The sequence below is a fragment of the Paenibacillus sp. PK4536 genome (assembly GCF_028594455.2).
Classification (GTDB): Bacteria; Bacillota; Bacilli; order Paenibacillales; family Paenibacillaceae; genus Saccharibacillus; species Saccharibacillus nuruki.
The window spans coordinates 4,702,518-4,719,986 of sequence record NZ_CP126313.1; the positions used below are offsets into that span (position 1 = coordinate 4,702,518).

The 17,469-nt window shown below is 41.4% G+C and carries 9 protein-coding genes; all 9 read right to left on the bottom strand.

The features are described from left to right. Window positions 1–38: 38 nt before the first annotated feature. The 9 genes from PO903_RS20890 to prmA all read right to left on the bottom strand — a co-directional run bounded on the left by PO903_RS20890 (window position 39) and on the right by prmA (window position 17,399). The gene (locus PO903_RS20890) at window positions 39–3,452 is read right to left on the bottom strand and encodes an AAA family ATPase (protein WP_273594456.1); all 3,414 of its coding nucleotides are present in this window, start codon (window positions 3,450–3,452) and stop codon (window positions 39–41) included. Beyond that, on the bottom strand, window positions 3,449–4,624 hold the full coding sequence (locus PO903_RS20895) for an exonuclease SbcCD subunit D (protein ID WP_069329840.1): 1,176 nt from the start codon (window positions 4,622–4,624) through the stop codon (window positions 3,449–3,451). The genes PO903_RS20890 and PO903_RS20895 overlap by 4 nt, the downstream gene beginning before the upstream one ends. Window positions 4,625–4,804: 180 nt before the next feature. Then, window positions 4,805–8,974: a helicase-exonuclease AddAB subunit AddA gene (gene addA, locus PO903_RS20900; RefSeq protein WP_273594457.1), complete on the bottom strand. Its 4,170-nt coding sequence runs from the start codon at window positions 8,972–8,974 to the stop codon at window positions 4,805–4,807. Beyond that, window positions 8,971–12,522 carry a helicase-exonuclease AddAB subunit AddB gene (gene addB, locus PO903_RS20905; protein ID WP_273594458.1) on the bottom strand — a complete coding sequence of 1,184 codons (3,552 nt, stop codon included), beginning with the start codon at window positions 12,520–12,522 and terminating at the stop codon, window positions 8,971–8,973. Before addB ends, addA begins: the two co-directional genes overlap by 4 nt. 192 nt (window positions 12,523–12,714) lie before the next feature. Beyond that, window positions 12,715–13,149 carry a hypothetical protein gene (locus PO903_RS20910; protein WP_273594459.1) on the bottom strand — a complete coding sequence of 145 codons (435 nt, stop codon included), beginning with the start codon at window positions 13,147–13,149 and terminating at the stop codon, window positions 12,715–12,717. A gap of 239 nt (window positions 13,150–13,388) precedes the next feature. Continuing rightward, the gene (locus PO903_RS20915) at window positions 13,389–14,759 is read right to left on the bottom strand and encodes a class I SAM-dependent rRNA methyltransferase (protein ID WP_069329843.1); all 1,371 of its coding nucleotides are present in this window, start codon (window positions 14,757–14,759) and stop codon (window positions 13,389–13,391) included. Between the two features lie 46 nt (window positions 14,760–14,805). Beyond that, the gene (locus PO903_RS20920; RefSeq protein WP_069329844.1) at window positions 14,806–15,594 is read right to left on the bottom strand and encodes a 16S rRNA (uracil(1498)-N(3))-methyltransferase; all 789 of its coding nucleotides are present in this window, start codon (window positions 15,592–15,594) and stop codon (window positions 14,806–14,808) included. A 149-nt stretch (window positions 15,595–15,743) separates the two neighbouring features. After that, window positions 15,744–16,427, bottom strand: coding sequence for a site-2 protease family protein (locus PO903_RS20925; RefSeq protein WP_069329845.1), 684 nt, complete (start codon window positions 16,425–16,427; stop codon window positions 15,744–15,746). 3 nt (window positions 16,428–16,430) lie between these two features. Next, on the bottom strand, window positions 16,431–17,399 hold the full coding sequence (gene prmA / locus PO903_RS20930) for a 50S ribosomal protein L11 methyltransferase (RefSeq protein ID WP_069329846.1): 969 nt from the start codon (window positions 17,397–17,399) through the stop codon (window positions 16,431–16,433). Window positions 17,400–17,469 lie beyond the last annotated feature (70 nt).

Consider the following 17,469-nt stretch of genomic DNA (forward strand, 5'->3'; position numbering starts at 1 on the left):
TTTTGTGTATTTTGTTTACTATGGGCATAGATTCAAATCTACATGCGTTCAAGGACTACTTTGGAGCCACTTCCTGCTTGCTCCGCAGGTACAATCACTAATTTACGAGGCAATCTCATCCGTAATTCAGGAACATGGCTAATAATACCCACCGATAGTTGATCGTTATGAAGCTTCTCCAGTGAAGTCACCACTGTATCCAAAAGTTCGGGATCAAGCGTACCAAATCCTTCATCCAGGAAAAAGAACTGAAGCGGATACTGACCGCGCAACTGAATCTGAGCCGATAAAGCTAATGCTAATGATAACGAAGTTAAAAACGTTTCTCCACCGGATAAAGAAGATACCGGGCGACGAATCCCACCATTGCCATTATCACAGATTACAAATCCTCCACCAGAATCCACTTCCAATGAATACCGTTGTTTGGTCAAAAAGCGTAATCGCTCAGAAGCGGCTAGACTGACCTGCATTAATTGTTCTTCTGCAATATATTCGACAAAAGCATTACCACGCATACTAGCTTGTAATTTGGATAAATGCTTAGCCTCTTGCGCTAAAGTGACTCGTTTGTCTTCTAGCTCACGCCAGCGTACATGACGCTCTTGAAGGTCTTCACGATCACGAGTGGCTTTGGCTCGTTGTTCTAATGCCATCTCATCTGCTTGACGGGCTTCTGTATATTGCTGTTGTATTTTTGCCCATTCTTCTTCACTTAGACTCTGTCCGTTTAACTTGTTCTGTACTTCTCGCAAATGAACAGATAATTCATGTTGTTGATCACGATGCTGTTGAATCTGCTGACGATACAACTGAATCTGATCTTCTGCCATCCGTGATTGACTGACACTTTGCTCATTATCAAAAGGAGAGGCTTGTAATGCTTGTTGCCACTTCTCTGCATGCTGATCGACCTGTTGTTGTAACGATTGTGCTGATTGCACAGCCAATTCAACTTGATGTGTTGCTGTCTGCTGCTGCTGTAGCGCCTTACGCCACAAGTCTGCGGTCTGCTCTGCTTGTTGTCGTAATTGTTGTTGTTGCTGTTGCGTCTCGGTAAGTAACTGCTCCGCAGATTGATCGCCGATCCACTGTGTAAGACGGTTTTTCTTTTCTTGTAAAAGTCGTTGATTCCCTTCTTGACGGGTCTGATCTTGAATACGTTGCTTATCCAATGTATTGATCTGTTCTGTACCGTGCTTGATGGCTTGTTCACGCTCTTCGATATACGGAACACTTTTATCCAATCCTTCACGGATCTTCTCTGCTTGTTCATCCATCTGTGCTAGAGCTTCAAATCGCTCACGTGCCGACTGTTCTGTTAGATGCGGTAAAGTCTGTTGCCACTGTTCTAAAAGTTGCTCTAACGTCTGTGTAGCGGCTTGGAGACGAGTATTGGATTGTTCTGACAGGCGAGCAGATGATTGTTGTTCAGATTGAGCTGTAACTTTACGCCCTGACCATTCTCGTTCATTTTGACGCCATTGTCTTAATTGTTGTTGTAATTCTCTAGTCTGTTGCTCTAAATTCTGATTATGAGCTTGTACATCTAACCATTGTGCTTGCAGTTCTTGCTCTGATAATAGAGTCGCTTGATCAGAAGAAGCAGGTAATGAATCTGAATCTTTTATCTGCCAATCCCATTCTTGCATATGACTGTCTAGCTCTATTTGACGACCACGAACATGTTGCTGTACAACTTGAAGATTTTGTTTCATTTGTTTGAGCGCTTGAGTCTGCTCAGTTGTTGTATCCGCCACTGATTGATTATCTGCTGTGACTTTATGTTCGATGTCATGAGCAGGTTGAGGATGATGAGTAGACCCACATACTGCACAAGGTTGGCCTTCTTGTAGTTCTACTGCTAACAGACTTGCCAGACGATTCGATTCTGCTTTTCTGGATTGTTGTGCATACTGTTCTTCCAGTTGTTCAGCAGATTGGTGTGCTTGCTGTAGTACATGTTCAAGTTGTTGATGCTCTTGATACAACGAAAAAACATGTTGTTGTAATTGCTGTTCTTGCTCAGATCGAGTGGCTTCTTGCTCAACAAATTGTTGCCATACTTGATTCGCCTGTTGTGCTGACTGAGTATAACCATCATATTCGGTTTGTTGTTCTTGTAGACGGGTTCTAGCTGTATTCAGAGCAGACAATTGTTGCTGGGCTTCTTGTAATTCACGCCGATCCTGACTGCGAACTTCACAAGCTTTGAGTTGCTTATTCAGTTCTTCTTGACGCTGTCTTGCCTTATCCAAAAGCATCTGTTCACGTTGTACTTGATGAGATGCTTCTTCCCATTGTTTTTGTATATTTTCCAATTGCTGATGAATCTGCTGTTGATCTTGTTCTAATGCTACACATTCCTTTTGCAATTGTAGTGCTTGTTGTAGTTGTTCGATCCGTGTCATTAATTGCGGTTCTTGCTCGGTTAATTGTTGTTTGGCTTTTTGTTCACGCTCTACAGCTGTCGCTACTGCAATCTCTGCTTGTTGTAAATCTTGCTGTAATGTAGTTACACGTTGTTGTTCTTGTATGGCTTTGGCTTCATGAGTACGCCATGTATCTAATAATGGTAATAAGTTCTGCGCAGATAACGCTTGTTCAATCTGCTGTTCTTTGTGGGCAACCTCAGCTTCGTGTTGTTGTAATTGAGTTAGACGTTGCTGTAACTCAGCTTGTTCTCGTTGATATTCTCTAATCTTGCTCCATTGTTCGGTACGAGCAGTAATATCAAACAGTTCTTGACGACGTTGTTCTGCTTCTTGGATCGCTGTTTCTAAGCGCTCTATTGCTGTTTGTAGCGCTTCTGCTGAGGCTTCGCCCAGACCTGTCTGTTCGGCGTACAGTTTGCCTAGTACGTTGTCTGTTTCTTTCACACGCTGGCTAAGCTTCTGCATTAAGCGGTCACCGTATCGTTCCAGATGGAAAAGACGTTGCAACATCTGTCTACGGTCACTACCTTTAAGAGATAAAAATTCAGCAAATTTACCTTGTGGTAATACGACTGCGCGTGTAAAATCATCCATTTTCAGCCCGATATAATCTTCTACACAACGTGTGACTTCTGCTAATTTGTCAGCAACCACAACATCGCCATCTGCACGCATTTCGATAAAACGGCTCATCGCATTACTTACTGTATGATCGCCCGTACGTTTAAACCGGCGTTCGACTCGATACCGTTGCGCCCCTTCAGCAGATAACAATTCAAAAGAGAACGATACAAATAACGAATCTTCCGAATGATTCATGATCCCCTGTGTACCGTTGTAAGCTCGTTCCACCTTGCCATACAAAGCAAGTGTAATAGCATCAAGAACAGTTGATTTCCCACTCCCTGTAGGTCCAAAAATACCAAATAGCCCTGTTTCACACAATGCTTCAAAATCGATTTCTTGTTGTTCACGATAACTTTGTAAACCGGATAATTTAAGTGTGATTGGCTTCATGATGATTGTTCCTCCCCGGTTTCTTCTTCATCGATCAGTTCCAAAAACAGCTCAACTAATCGATCTTCGGGCACGGCTCCACCTGTCTGGCGTGCATAAAACGTACGGAACAATTCATGGACAGGCAATTGAGCACGTTCTGCAAAAGATTGCTGTGCTTCTGTTTCTGGATATACAGGACGAATATTGACAATGCCACTATAAGCTTTGCGAATCGATTGAATATCAGACATCGACAAAGCTTCTAACAATGAAATTTCCAGATCGATAAAAGCATTGCGATCTCTGCCTTCCTCTAACCATTGATGGACTTCAGTCAGACCGCCTTTCGCTTTCCAGCGCACTAAAGGACGACCACAAGTTAAAAAGATTTCTTCTATCTGTGGAATACCACCGGGCACAACATCGAGCATCGTGACAGATTTGGCTTGCCCTGCTTCAGAAAAACTATAAGCTAGCGGAGAACCACTATACCGAATCATTCCTTCTCCTTTGACTGCTTGAGCACGGTGTAGATGACCCAGCGCTGTATATTGAGCTCCTGTATATAATGCAGAAGGATCAACTGTATACGCACCACCTACTTGAATAGGGCGCTCTGAATCCGATTCGACTCCTCCAAGAGCATAGATATGGCTCATAGCTAGATTGATCGTATCCGAACGGAAGTCAGTCGCTAATTGTCGCATTAACATGCCTACACGTTCACTATAGGCACGACGTATTAAATCTTCATCATGTTCCTCGGTTAATAATTCATTCAGTCTAGCTTCGGATGGATAAGGTAATGCTGCCACTATAGCTGTCTCTGAAGTACGAGGTACAGAAATAGTTAAAGCCTGTGCAGCAGGTGTACCTAATAAATAAATACCTCGCCCTTGAACCAATGGTGTCGCTGACGCAATACGATCAGGTTGATCATGATTCCCTGCGATAACAGCCAGTGGACGACCATTAGCTGTTAATCTAGCGGCGGCTTCATAAAATAATTGTTCTGCTACAGCAGGTGGATTCACAGAATCATAGACATCGCCTGCCATCAGAATAAGATCGGCTTGTTGATCATCTGCAATCTGAACCAATTCATCGACAAAAGCGATTTGTTCATCGAGACGACTTCTGCCTTCTAATGTTCGACCAAAATGCCAGTCAGCTGTATGTAAAATACGCATAGCTTTCTCCTTTTTAAGTGATGCTAGAATTGGGGTGTATATCGAATCAAAGGAAGTTTGTCATCTTATAGACTAGCTTCAAAATGCCATTAGTCTTATGGACAACAAACTACCTTTTTGGTTTACCATTTTAGATTGATGAATGAAAAAGAGTTAGGTTATTTAATATGTTAATCCTGTTTAGATTTCTATCGCTTCGTTAATGTCGAAGAAATACAACCATAATTGATCGACTTTCCAATGCAAAGAATCTTGAATCGCTTGCGCATACAGCTGAAGTTGAATACGATAACGATCTTTCAGCGCTTCTATACCTCCATGGGTATCTACTACACGATCGGTTTTGTAATCGACAATGATCCATCGATTATCAATCTGGAAAATGCAATCGACTATTCCCTGTGACAAAATCTTATCACCTGCATCATTGATCGGAATACCATAACTAAAGGCTAATTCTCGTCTGATCTCTGTAGCTTGCAACATTTGTTGACCGAGCGGTGTTGCGAAAAAAGCAACGATCTCATTCGCATGTACACTATCTGCTTGATCCTGACGTAGAATTTGGCGCTGAACCAGATCTGCTTTGGTCTGTTCAACTATCTTGACATCTACATATCCCTGATCTAAAGGCACTCGCTGCATGACAGTATGATATGCGGTTCCACGTTCTGCTCCGCTTAGACCACGTTGTTCCATAAATTTAGGACGTTGCAATTTGAGTGTACTTCCATCTGCTTGGTGATCGATCGCACCAGACAAAGTAGCTGATTGCTGAGAAGATACATCTGTTTGCAATCTATTCGATACAGGCTCAGCTGAAGAGGTCTGATCATCTGTCTGATTTTCCAGCAGTATACCTGCCCGCTGTAAAATAGTGCTCATCAAAAATGGATTAGCCCCTTTGACTTGTGGCACATCTGTTATGGATTGATCTTGATGCTGATCGGTATAATGTCCAATTGTAACCCGTTGATCCAGAGATTCATGGATACCGTCTACAGCTGGAGATTCTTCTGAAACCAATTGTCGCTTGATTTCACTAATCGTTGTTTTGGCAGTAATATGAGTCGATAATTCATACGGATACTGCCATGACAGTCTTTGTTCGACTTCTTTCGCGTTCACAGACGTATCAATATCTTCAACAGCGAGATCATGATTATTTTCAAAATCAGTCACAGGCTGTACCTGTTCCCCATCTGCAATCTGTTGCAAAGCAATCCACTTGGGATCATGTTCGCGCAAAGCTGTTATCGATTGCTCGGTATCTTCTGTTTTCGATTGTAATTGACGACTATCCAGAATGGTAATGCTCCACGGTGTTGGATCATCTGCCAAGCAAGCTGAATAAGGTCCTGCCGCAATTTCGTTACGCTCACGGAATACAGAAGCCGCACGATGGCGCATTAATGCTGGACCCACCCAATCAAGATACGTCCGGCTTTTGGCTAATACATAATCAGGCAGTTGCAAATGATCAGAGTTCTGAACCTGACTCCATGCCGAGATTTTTTTGTCGATATCTTTGACTGTTCCAATCATAATCAGTTTGTCCCGAGGACGAGTTAATGCTACATAAAGGACACGCATTTCTTCTGCTAATAACTCTGTGGCTGTACGACGACGAATCGCCAAATTCGGTAATGTTGGGTAACTCACACGTGTATCTTCATCTACAAATTTAGGGCCGAATCCTAATTCTTTATGCATCAAAAAAGAAGTATTTAAATCTTGCATATTGAACATTTTGGACATGCCTGCTAGAAACACAACTGGAAACTCTAGACCTTTACTTTTATGAATAGTCATAATTCGAATAGCATTTTCTTGACCATCGACCGAAGCTGTAGCTCCTAGATCACCATCTGTATCTTGCAGACGGCGAATAAAACGCATAAACCGAAATAGTCCTCGTGAAGATGTAGACACTTCAAATCGACGAGCACGATCATATAGTATTCGTAAATGATGTTGACGTTGCAATCCTCCAGGTAAACCAGCTAACCAGTCGAGATAACCTGTATCCCGGTAAATACGCCAGATCAGATCACCTAGTTCACCTTCTCGTGCTGCTAATCGCCATTGATTCAATTGTTCAAGAAAATGAAGTAATTTGTAACCCCATTCTTCCGGTTGTTCTTGCATATGTTCAGCCGCTAACATCATGGCTTGATAATACGAAGTGTCTTTGCCAAATAAGCGAATGGTCGCCAATTGATCTTCATTCAAACCAACAATCGGTGAACGCAGTACAGAAGCCAGTGGGATATCTTGTTGCGGATTATCAATTACAGCTAACAAAGATAGAATAATCTTTACTTCCACTGCTTCAAAAAATCCTTGATTCAGTTCGCTATATGCAGGGATACCTTCACGTTGCAATTCCTCTAATATGAGTGGTGCCCATGCTGCAGTTGAACGTAGTAAAATAACCATATCGCGATATTCAGCCGGACGTAAACTATCGACCGATTTATCATAAATCATCAATGGTTTGCCATCAGGCTCTACCATTTCACGTACTCGTACAGCAATCGCTTGTGCTTCTAAGCGAGCAGATTCCATTTCCGAGACTTCGCTATTGCCATATCCCTCACTATCATTACTGTCATCTGCATTGTTGTAGTCAGCACTTGCTCCACTTCCTGCACGATCAATAATCCAGCATTCTGGTGCATAGGCAGTTTCGTCACCCGGTGGATAAGTTGCACCGGCTACTAATTCTGCTCGCTCATCGTATTCGATTTCTGCTACTGTTTTATTCATAATCTGTCTAAAAATCATATTAACAGCATCGACAACTTGATGACGGCTACGGAAGTTACGAGAAAGATCGATTCGTCGTCCTTCTCCTTCCCAATCGTCTTGATACTTCTCATATTTATCTAAAAACAGCCCCGGTTCTGCCAGACGAAAACGATAAATACTTTGCTTCACATCACCAACCATAAAGCGATTCCCTACCATATCTCGTGAAATGAGCTGTACTAATTCTTCCTGTACAGAGTTAGTATCTTGATATTCATCGAGCATCACTTGATCAAATCGTTCACGATATTCCAAAGCAACTTGTGAAGGAATCACATGCTCAGGTGTAGAATCGGCATGACGTAATATATGAAGAGCGTAATGTTCTAGATCGGCAAAATCGACCCATCCTTTACGCTGTTTCTCCTGTTGATACTTTTGACTAAAACGAATCACTAATTCTGTTAATTCTTTCATCAATGGAAATGTTTCACGTAATTCTTGAGCAAATTCATCAGGAGTTCTACCGAAAAATAAATTTTTGATCTCAGCTAACGATTTTTTCGCATTTTCACGCAATTGTTTAACAGTTTCTTGTAATTGAGGATCGATTCCCTCTTTGCGTACTGCTTTTAATTTACCGAAAGCCGCGCTTTGGAAAACGGTATACAATTGCTCCCACGGCTGTACAGTCATTGCAGATTGAAGGGCATGAATCACTTCCAGATCATCTCGTAGACTATCTGCATAAGCTACAGGTCCCCCCGGCAATAATGCTGTATCTATCGCTTGATGTAGCACCCCTTGAATACCTTCTAATGTCAAAGCAATATCAGTCATAATATTCTGTACCCATGACGTATTTTGCAATGAAGACCCATCGGTTACATCGAATTCAGCCGCTGTTCGCTCTAACCAGTATTCAGGCCATGGATGACTACGTGCAAAATGATAAAGGCGCTCTACCAAAACCAAAGCGGCATCATCACTTCGCTCTCCACCGAACCAGTTCATTAAGCGGTAAAATTGCTTATTATCACGCTCTTCTTCTTCGGTATACTTTTCTTCAAATAGTTCAGTTAACAATTCTTCCCGCAAAATATCACATTCATTAGCAGTCGCTATCCGAAATCCCGGATCTAACGGAATCATCGAATAATAACATTGAATAATTTCTAAACAAAAAGAATGTAGCGTCGTGATCGATGCTTGGCTTAACAAAGCCAATTGTTGACGCAAATGATCATCTTCCGGGCGACGCAATACTTCTTTGTCCAGAGCAGCACGTATCCGTTGTCTCATTTCAGTTGCGGCTGCTTTGGTAAAGGTAGCCACTAACATCCGATCCACATCCATTGGATGAATAGGGTCGGTTACTTGACGAATAATACGCTCCACAAGAACAGCTGTTTTACCCGAACCTGCCGCTGCTGCAACCAGCATATTTCCACCGTCCAGAGAGATCGCTTTCCACTGATCATCGGTCCATGTACTCTGTTCAGGCTTAGGCATTTCATTTCTAACAGGCAATGGTTGATCATGGTCTGCGAATAAATGATCTAGTGATTCATTATTGTCGTTATCGTTGTTATGGATCATGAAGGTGAATCTCCTTTCTGGTAGTCATGACGGTTTTGTAAAAGTTCCCATGTTTCATTTTTGCCCGGTTTTTGCAGTAATTTATATTGATTATCTTTTAGCGTTTCATCGAATTGGCAGACTGATTTGTAATCACAGTAATCACATGCTTTTTCTTGCTCTATACGATAAGGTGTAATCTGTGTTGTACCGTCTGTAATCTGCGTCCCAATTTCTTGAGCCGTCTGACGCACATTACGAAGCAATTCTTGCCATTGCTCTCCTGTGGCTACTGCTGAACTGCTGTAAAATCCTCCATCTGCTTTGACAGCTACAGGAAGAATCGCAGAATATCCTTTATCCAGTTCTGTATCCATTTTGCCGATCACGTCACGGTCTGCAAGAAGTAATCCTTTCATTTTGAAACGCTTGAGCATTTCTTGTTCGGATTGTTGCATACTTAGCCCGTTCCCTGCTTGTAGCATCGGATTATGCACATGGAAATAAAGAGCACCTGCCGGTTGTGCCGATTGACCTAATTGTTGTTCTGCATGAGTTAGCAATACATCCAGATACGTCAGCATTTGCAAAGCAAGTCCGTAATAGACTTCATGCAATTTGAGATCGGTTTGACTGGATTTGTAATCAATAATCCGTAGCAATAATGTATCATCACCTTCAGCAACATCCACCCGATCAATTCGTCCTACAATCTCCATCGTACATCCATTTTCAAGGGTGAAACGAAGCGGTGGCCATTGTCCGTTCGGTCCAAATGCCAGCTCTAAATAAAGCGGCTCAAAATCTCCACGGCGTGCTTGCTCTCCCAACATAATCGAAGCACGGCTTACAATCTCACGCAATTTACGTGAAATATAATTGTATCGTTTGGAACTGGAAAGAATCTGTCCTTGCAGACGTGGGATATGCTTATCTACAGCTTCATAAGCGATCTCTACACACTCTTCACGAGTCAATTCTCCCCATGCCCGTCCTTGCTCTTTCAGTGTAGTGGCAAGATCGGTTAAGGAAGCATGGAATAACTGCCCAATATCAGGTGCTTTCAACCGATACTCTTGGCGTTCTCGCAATCGTAATCCACGGGAAGCAAAGTGAGCGAAAGGACAAGAAACAAACTGCTCCATACCTGATACACTGGTACGTAACGTCTGCCCGTATAAATGCCGACTGGTTTCCGTTTCTAATAATTCGCCTGTATTTCTATAAAATAAAGATTGAACTAACATACTGATCTGCGGTCGCCATGCTTCACGTGCTGTATACCAATTCAACACATGCCACCATGAATCTGCAATCGTTGTTCCACGACTCCATTCCCGTAACTGTGCTATTACATGTGGTAACGTTGTAGTTGGTGTAGTCACATATCGCAAAGATTCTATATCATTAGATTGAGCAGATAATGGAGTAGTAGCAACTTGTTCTTGTAAAAAAGGAAATAATTTATGCACATTCGTAATCACTTCAGAAGGCAAAAGTCCTTTATCTTCATCGTCTGTCAATGCATAACTAAGCCATAATTTGGAACTGGCTACCGTTAACGCATGATAGATCAAAAATTGCTCATTTAACAAAAGACGCTTACTACCTGGAGACAGCTCTAAGCCACCTTCCAACATATTCGTTCGTTCCGGTTCACTCAAAATACCACTGTCTGGAAATAGTGAAGGCACAATCCCTTCATTCATGCCCAAAACGAATGCATATTTGATATCCATCGGACGAGTACGATCCATAGAACCGATCAACACCTGATCAATCGCTGGAGGAACAATCCCTAGACGGATGCCGCTTAATCCTGTTTCCAGTAAGCCTGCAAAAGTTCCCAAATCTATAGCATCTTCTGCCATAATATCCACCATCTGATCCAGTAAATCGATAATTTCTCCATAGATCTGTATATGTTCACGCGCACGTAATGGATTGCCTTGCGCCGTAGCTGTGGTACTCATATGTTCCAAATGCATCGCAATCTGACAATCTTCCAATAGCTGATACAGAGCGATACACATTTCTTTGGCATGTTTTGCTTTTTTGATTCGTTTTTCAAATCGGTACAATGGTTCCACTACTAACTGACGTGCTTGTTGCATGCGTTGTCCTTCAGCTAATTCACGTTCGCTAATTTCTTTAACTTCATCCCCCGCTTCGAGTGAAAGGCTAGGAATACCTTTCCACGGATGTCCATCTGTCCAACGTGATCCATGAATCCCAGAAGCCAACACCACATTTTCCAAACGATCAATATCTTCTGTAGTGACACGTCCATCATCTGGAAGTAATAGCCCTGTCTTGATACAGCGGAATACATCTTCATACCGCCAAAAATATTGCACAATATCCAGTGCTGAACGTATAAACTCTGCTAAAGGATGTTGTAAAATGCTACGTTTCTGATCGAGAAAATAGGGAATTTCATAGTCTTGTAGTAGTGGTGCAATAATATGTTCATAATCTGCTAATTGACGTACAAAAACGCCCATCTCTTGCCAGCGTGCACCTTCTTCACGAGCCAAACGAATCATTTCGCGAAGCGCACTCTCCACTTCTGAACGACGATCAGGAGCAGCATACGTATGAATATCTTGACGTTCATTTACCTGCTTCACATACGGAGCTTGTTGCCAGCGGTGAGATGAACGATATGCATTTTCCAAATGAGCAAGCTGTGGACTGGATTGAAAACGAACAGGAACATCTATAGGATTCTCCGAAAGATTTTCAACATCTATAGTAAACGATTCATCAATCGCTGTAGCGTACTGCTTTAACTTGATATACGTTGTAGCAGTCTGATGGAAAAGCTCTAGCTCATGAGGAGGCTCACCATTATAAGGACGATCCAATGTTAACGCAATCGTGACAGAATTGGCTTTTTGCAATAAAGCTGTAATCACAGCATATTCTTGTGGAGTAAAGCTATGAAATCCATCTATCCAGATATCGATATTATGCAGCACCTGTGATTCTGGAATCGCCAAAGCCAGATCTGTTAACGTATTTTCCCCATCTACATATAACCCTTGCAGATTCTGTTCAAAATCTTCATAAATACGTTGTAGATCATGTAATTTATCAATTAACAACGGTGAGCGCGCCGAAGTGGATAAACGGTCACTATATTCCGTTAACTGTTCTAATGTAATCGTATGACGCTTAAATTCATTATATAATTCGCTTAATTTGCCGATAAAACCAAACTGATCGCTAGATGTACCAAACATCCGTAGTTGTGATTGATATCGCTGAATTAATCGATAAAGAAGCATTTTTTTACCTTCTTCACCGATCGGTGTTTTGGCACTTCCACCTACATCTTGAAGCACCCAATTAGCTAAGCGTCGAAAACCGTACGTTTGCACACGTACATTTCCTTTCGATTGATTAGAACGAACAAGTGCATATTGAGCTTGAAAAGAACCCTGTTCAGGAACCAGTAGCAATATAGGCGGTCCATCAGGTTGTTGTGTAATATTATCAATGATTCGCTTAGTGATGGTGGTCGTTTTGCCACTTCCAGAGCGACCTAATAAAAAATGCAATGGCATATGAGTTCACCCTTATTTATTATAGTATAGTCTTCACGATGCATAAAAATTGTTCTATTAGAGCGGTGCAATCGATGTTGACGTCGCAAAAACTCCTTTTTGTAGAACGCCGCACCTGGAAACTGCTAACCCGATAAGTAGCGAATATGTGTTCTATTTTATTATAAAAAAAGAATAGCCATCTGACAATGACTATTCGGCGTTGCTCTTGTTCGGATGTAGTTCTAACTCATAACGCTGACAAGCAATTTCAAACACATCATCATACGTAAACAGTATAAAATGACGCAGTTCCTTTAGCTCTTGCTTCTGCTGCGCTCGTTCCAAAAGTGGAGACTGACGATATTCCAACCAGTTCGACTTAATGTCCGATTGCCCTGGCGGTAGCTGATCACTATACAAATCGAGTTCTACCATATTAAAGTAGAACACCCCTTCAAAGCGAAGCGTGTACATGACAAAATCGTCTGACTCGCTTTTACTTGCTAGCGCACCATTAAACTCACCTGCTAACGTCATTCTGCGACCCAGTCCATAGTAAAGCTTATCCACATAGATCGCATCACGTCCATACAGATAACCGAGTGGCGTGATCACCGCTTCAATTTCACTTTTTTGCTCTGACAATGCAATTCCTCTTTCATGATCGATTTTATATTTATACATGATTTTTGTGAATGTGGATGTTGTAATTAAAATAAATGATTAATTATATATTTCAAAGCATATACAGTCTACTGTTTATTGTACTACAGAGACCCTAGATCAACAGCTAACATGTAAGAGGTAGCTTTAACATTCCAGAATCACGAATAGATTAGTCAAGTCATCTAGCAATTTTATAAACACTCTATTAAAATTACGATTTAAAACGTTTTACTACGTACTTCAAAGATAGCGAATTTCAAATAATGTCCTTCGTCTACACCCAAAATTTGCGGATGATCTTTACCTGCTGCACGCCATTCAATGAGACGTAATACTTTACCCGCATCTTTAGCTGCATCTTGAATCGTCTCCAAAAATAGATCAGGACGCATATGATACGAACAACTAGCAGTGACTAGATAACCACCTTCATTTACAAGCTTCATTCCGTGTAAATTAATATCTTTATATCCACGAACAGCACCAGCTACAGCACTTTTCGTTTTGGCAAAAGCAGGCGGGTCCAAAATAACAACATCCCATGAACGTCCACCAGAAGCAGTCATCGGTTTGGACGTATCTTGTTTGCTATCTGTGCTACTACGTAATTGACGCTCATCTAATCCTTTAGCATTACGGCGCAAATAATCAAAAGCATCATCCACTACAAATTCAACACGATCTTCAAATCCATTTAAACGTACATTTTCTTTGGCACTTTCGATTGCGTGTGCTGAGATATCAAGGCAAGTTACTTTTTTGGCTCCATAATGACAAGCATGTAGCGTAAAGCTTCCTGTATGTGAAAAGCACTCTAACACATTAGCTCCATCCCAATAAGGGAAATCGACAATTTTGCCATTACGATTCATAGGCTTATGCGTCATATGCCCATCTACTTCAACTTCAGTCAGTTCAATTCCACTACGATCTCCCCAACCTAACATCAGTGGAGCAATCGAAGCACGATTTTCACGCTGATCGAAGAAATAACCTGTTTTTTGACCTTCTACAATATCCACTTCAATCAATAGACCATTTTCTGTAACCGTTACATGTCGAGGACATTCTCCATATAACACACCGGTGACTTCTTCTAGCCCTTCTAATTTGCGTACAGATACATCGCTACGCTCATAGATACCTAATGGCTGCATAACTTGTACCAATGCATCAATAATCGATTGACGACAAGCATCCATACCTAACGTCAATAACTGGACAACCAATACTTCTCCAAAGCGATCTACGATTAAGCCAGGTAAAAAGTCTGCTTCACCGTAAACTAGACGATATGCATTTTCTGTAGGCAAAAAACGATGACGATGCTTGAGACAACGAGTGAAGCGCTCTACAAAAAAAGCAGTATCCATTTCTTCTAAAGGCTGATACGACACTACCCGCACTGTGATCTGAGAAGCTGGATTATAATATCCAGTTGCCAAAAAGCGCTTCTGATGCGTCAATACACTCACTAATTGCCCGGGAATAGGATCTCCTTCAACCGAAGCAATCTCATTTTGAAAAACCCACGGGTGAGCTTGTTCTAATCTTTTTTTACGCTTGGGTTGCAATATAACACTTGCCAATAGTATTCCACTCCTTCTTCATATACCTGTTTATTGTTTAAGCTCTTTATACGTTGTTAGCGCTCATTTCGCCTGTTTCATACATGATACAAGCCAGTGCTGTCATCGCAGCGGTCTCTGTACGTAAGATACGTCTTCCTAGACCTGTAGCTACTGCACCACTTGCTTCGGCTGCTGCTACTTCTTGCTCGCTGAATCCACCCTCAGGTCCGACAACAATCATGACACGAGTCACTTGATGAGAAGCATGATCATGATCTGCTGTTAACGATTGTGCAAAAGGTTGAACCACATCACGAAGTTGATGCCCGTTCTCTTTCTCATAACAAAAACAGATCAAATCGTAATCTGCAAATTGCTTCAATAATTGTTTCCACGATACAGGTGATTCGACCAGTGGAACACGACTACGATGACTTTGTTCTGCTGCTTCTTTAGCTATTTTGCTCCAACGCTGAATCCGTTTCACTTCTTTACGTTCATCATATTGAACAACTGTACGTTCAGACAAAAAGGGTAGAAAAGAAGATGCACCGATCTCTGTACATTTCTGAATCACACTTTCCATTTTGTCTGCCTTGGGCAAACTCTGAGCAATCGTCACAAATAGATTAGGCTCTCCATGCTGTTCTAATGTTTCTACGATCGACGCAGTAACTACGCCTTCGGCAAGTTCTGTAATTTCAACCAATACATCTAGAGATTGACCGTTACAAGCAATCACTTGATCGCCTACACGGGATCGCATCACTCGACTAATATGACGCGCATCTTCACCAGTAATACGCACTTCTTGTTCGTCAAACTGGTCTGCGGGTACAAAATATCGCTGCATACTTCATCCACTTTCTATGTGCATTTGATAACGTGCTAACTCAAGTTAATATCATACAACTTTTAAAGGGACAGGGCTAGGTGTAATGTATCGTTCACCTGCTTCTGTCCCTTATATTAACGAATGTATACTTGTGTAACTGTCTTGATCTATCCTCCGAAAATCACACCAGCGAATGTATAAAAGCTAGACGCTAAGTCTTGAGCAAATGTATACAACGGTGAAATAGTAACTGCACGTAGTGGCGGTAAAAAGACAACCAGTAAAAAGATCAACATTGCCCATTGTTCTACACGTTGTAACTTAGCACTAGCACGTCTTGGTAGCCAATCACTTAAAATACGGTAACCATCTAACGGAGGCAAAGGAATTAAGTTAAATACAAATAAGAAACAGTTCATCAATGCCATATACTGTACAAACATAAAGATTGCTTCATCAATCCGAGTATTGGCAAAAGAACCTACAATACCAAAATAATTTAAAGCATAATAAATGATGACTGTGATTAAAGCTAGTAATAAATTACTGATTGGCCCTGCCGCAGAGACAATAATCCCCATCAGACGTGGATTTTTGAAATTTTCACGGGTGACAGGTACAGGCTTCGCCCAACCAAAACCAGCAATCAATAACAAGATAATACCCAACAGATCAATATGCACCGCAGGATTAAGACTAACCCGTCCTAACAAGCGAGCAGTTGGATCGCCGAACTTATTGGCAAAATAAGCATGCGAAAATTCATGTACTGTAAATCCGATCACTAATGCCAATACGTAAAAAGGTAATACATCTAACCGTACAAATAATAAGTTGTTCAAAAAATCCATTACTTACCTCTTTCTCGCAACAAAGGCAATCCAATCTTCATCCCGATGTGCGCCTTCGATAATAAATCCGGCAGCTTCTAAAGCTTCACGAACAACATCTTCTTTATTTTTATAAATACCTGATGCGATATATACACCATCTGGTGTTAGTGCTTCATACACATCTTCAATAAATAACAAAATAATTTCAGCTAAAATATTAGCCACTACCACTTGCACAGGTAACGTTACATTCAGCTTGGTTGTTGCATCTGCTTTGAGCACAGATAACAGATCACTTTCAAATACAGTGATCTCTTGCTCTAATCCATTCAAATGTGTATTTTCTTTGGCACTGGATACAGCTACCGGATCAAGATCAAGGGCAAGCACGCTTTTTGCTCCTAATTTGATCGCTCCAATTGCCAGAATACCTGATCCTGTACCGACATCAATAACTTCTTCTCCGCCTTTGATAACAGTCTCAAGTGTACGTAAGCAAAGTGATGTTGTAGGATGAGTCCCTGTACCAAAAGCCATACCTGGATCTAATTCAATAATCTTTTCGATATCACTTTCAGGAGTATAATCTTCCCATGTTGGCTTAATCGTTAGACGCTCAGACACACGAATAGGCTTGAAATACTGTTTCCATGCATTTGCCCAATCTTCTTCGTCTACTGTTTTGAAAGACATCTCTGCTGTACCGACTTCAATATCAAATTCATGAAGTTGTGCAATACGTACACGCACTTCTTCCATCAATGTATTCATATCCGTTTCTTCTGCAAAATAACCTTGCACCACTGCTAATCCTTCTGGAATATCGTTAAGCGGAAGTTCATACCATTGTCCATATGAAGTATCGCGTGGCTTATTCAGTGTGCCTGATTCTTCAATCGCTACACCACCAGCTCCAGCTTCATGCAGAAAGTTGGAAATCATTTCTACTGCTTGCTCTGTTGTATGTATAGTTAATTCATGCCATAACATTATTCATTTCCCCCTAATAGTGAAACATACGTACGATTTATTGTACTACATCTGGACTGAACAATTCAAA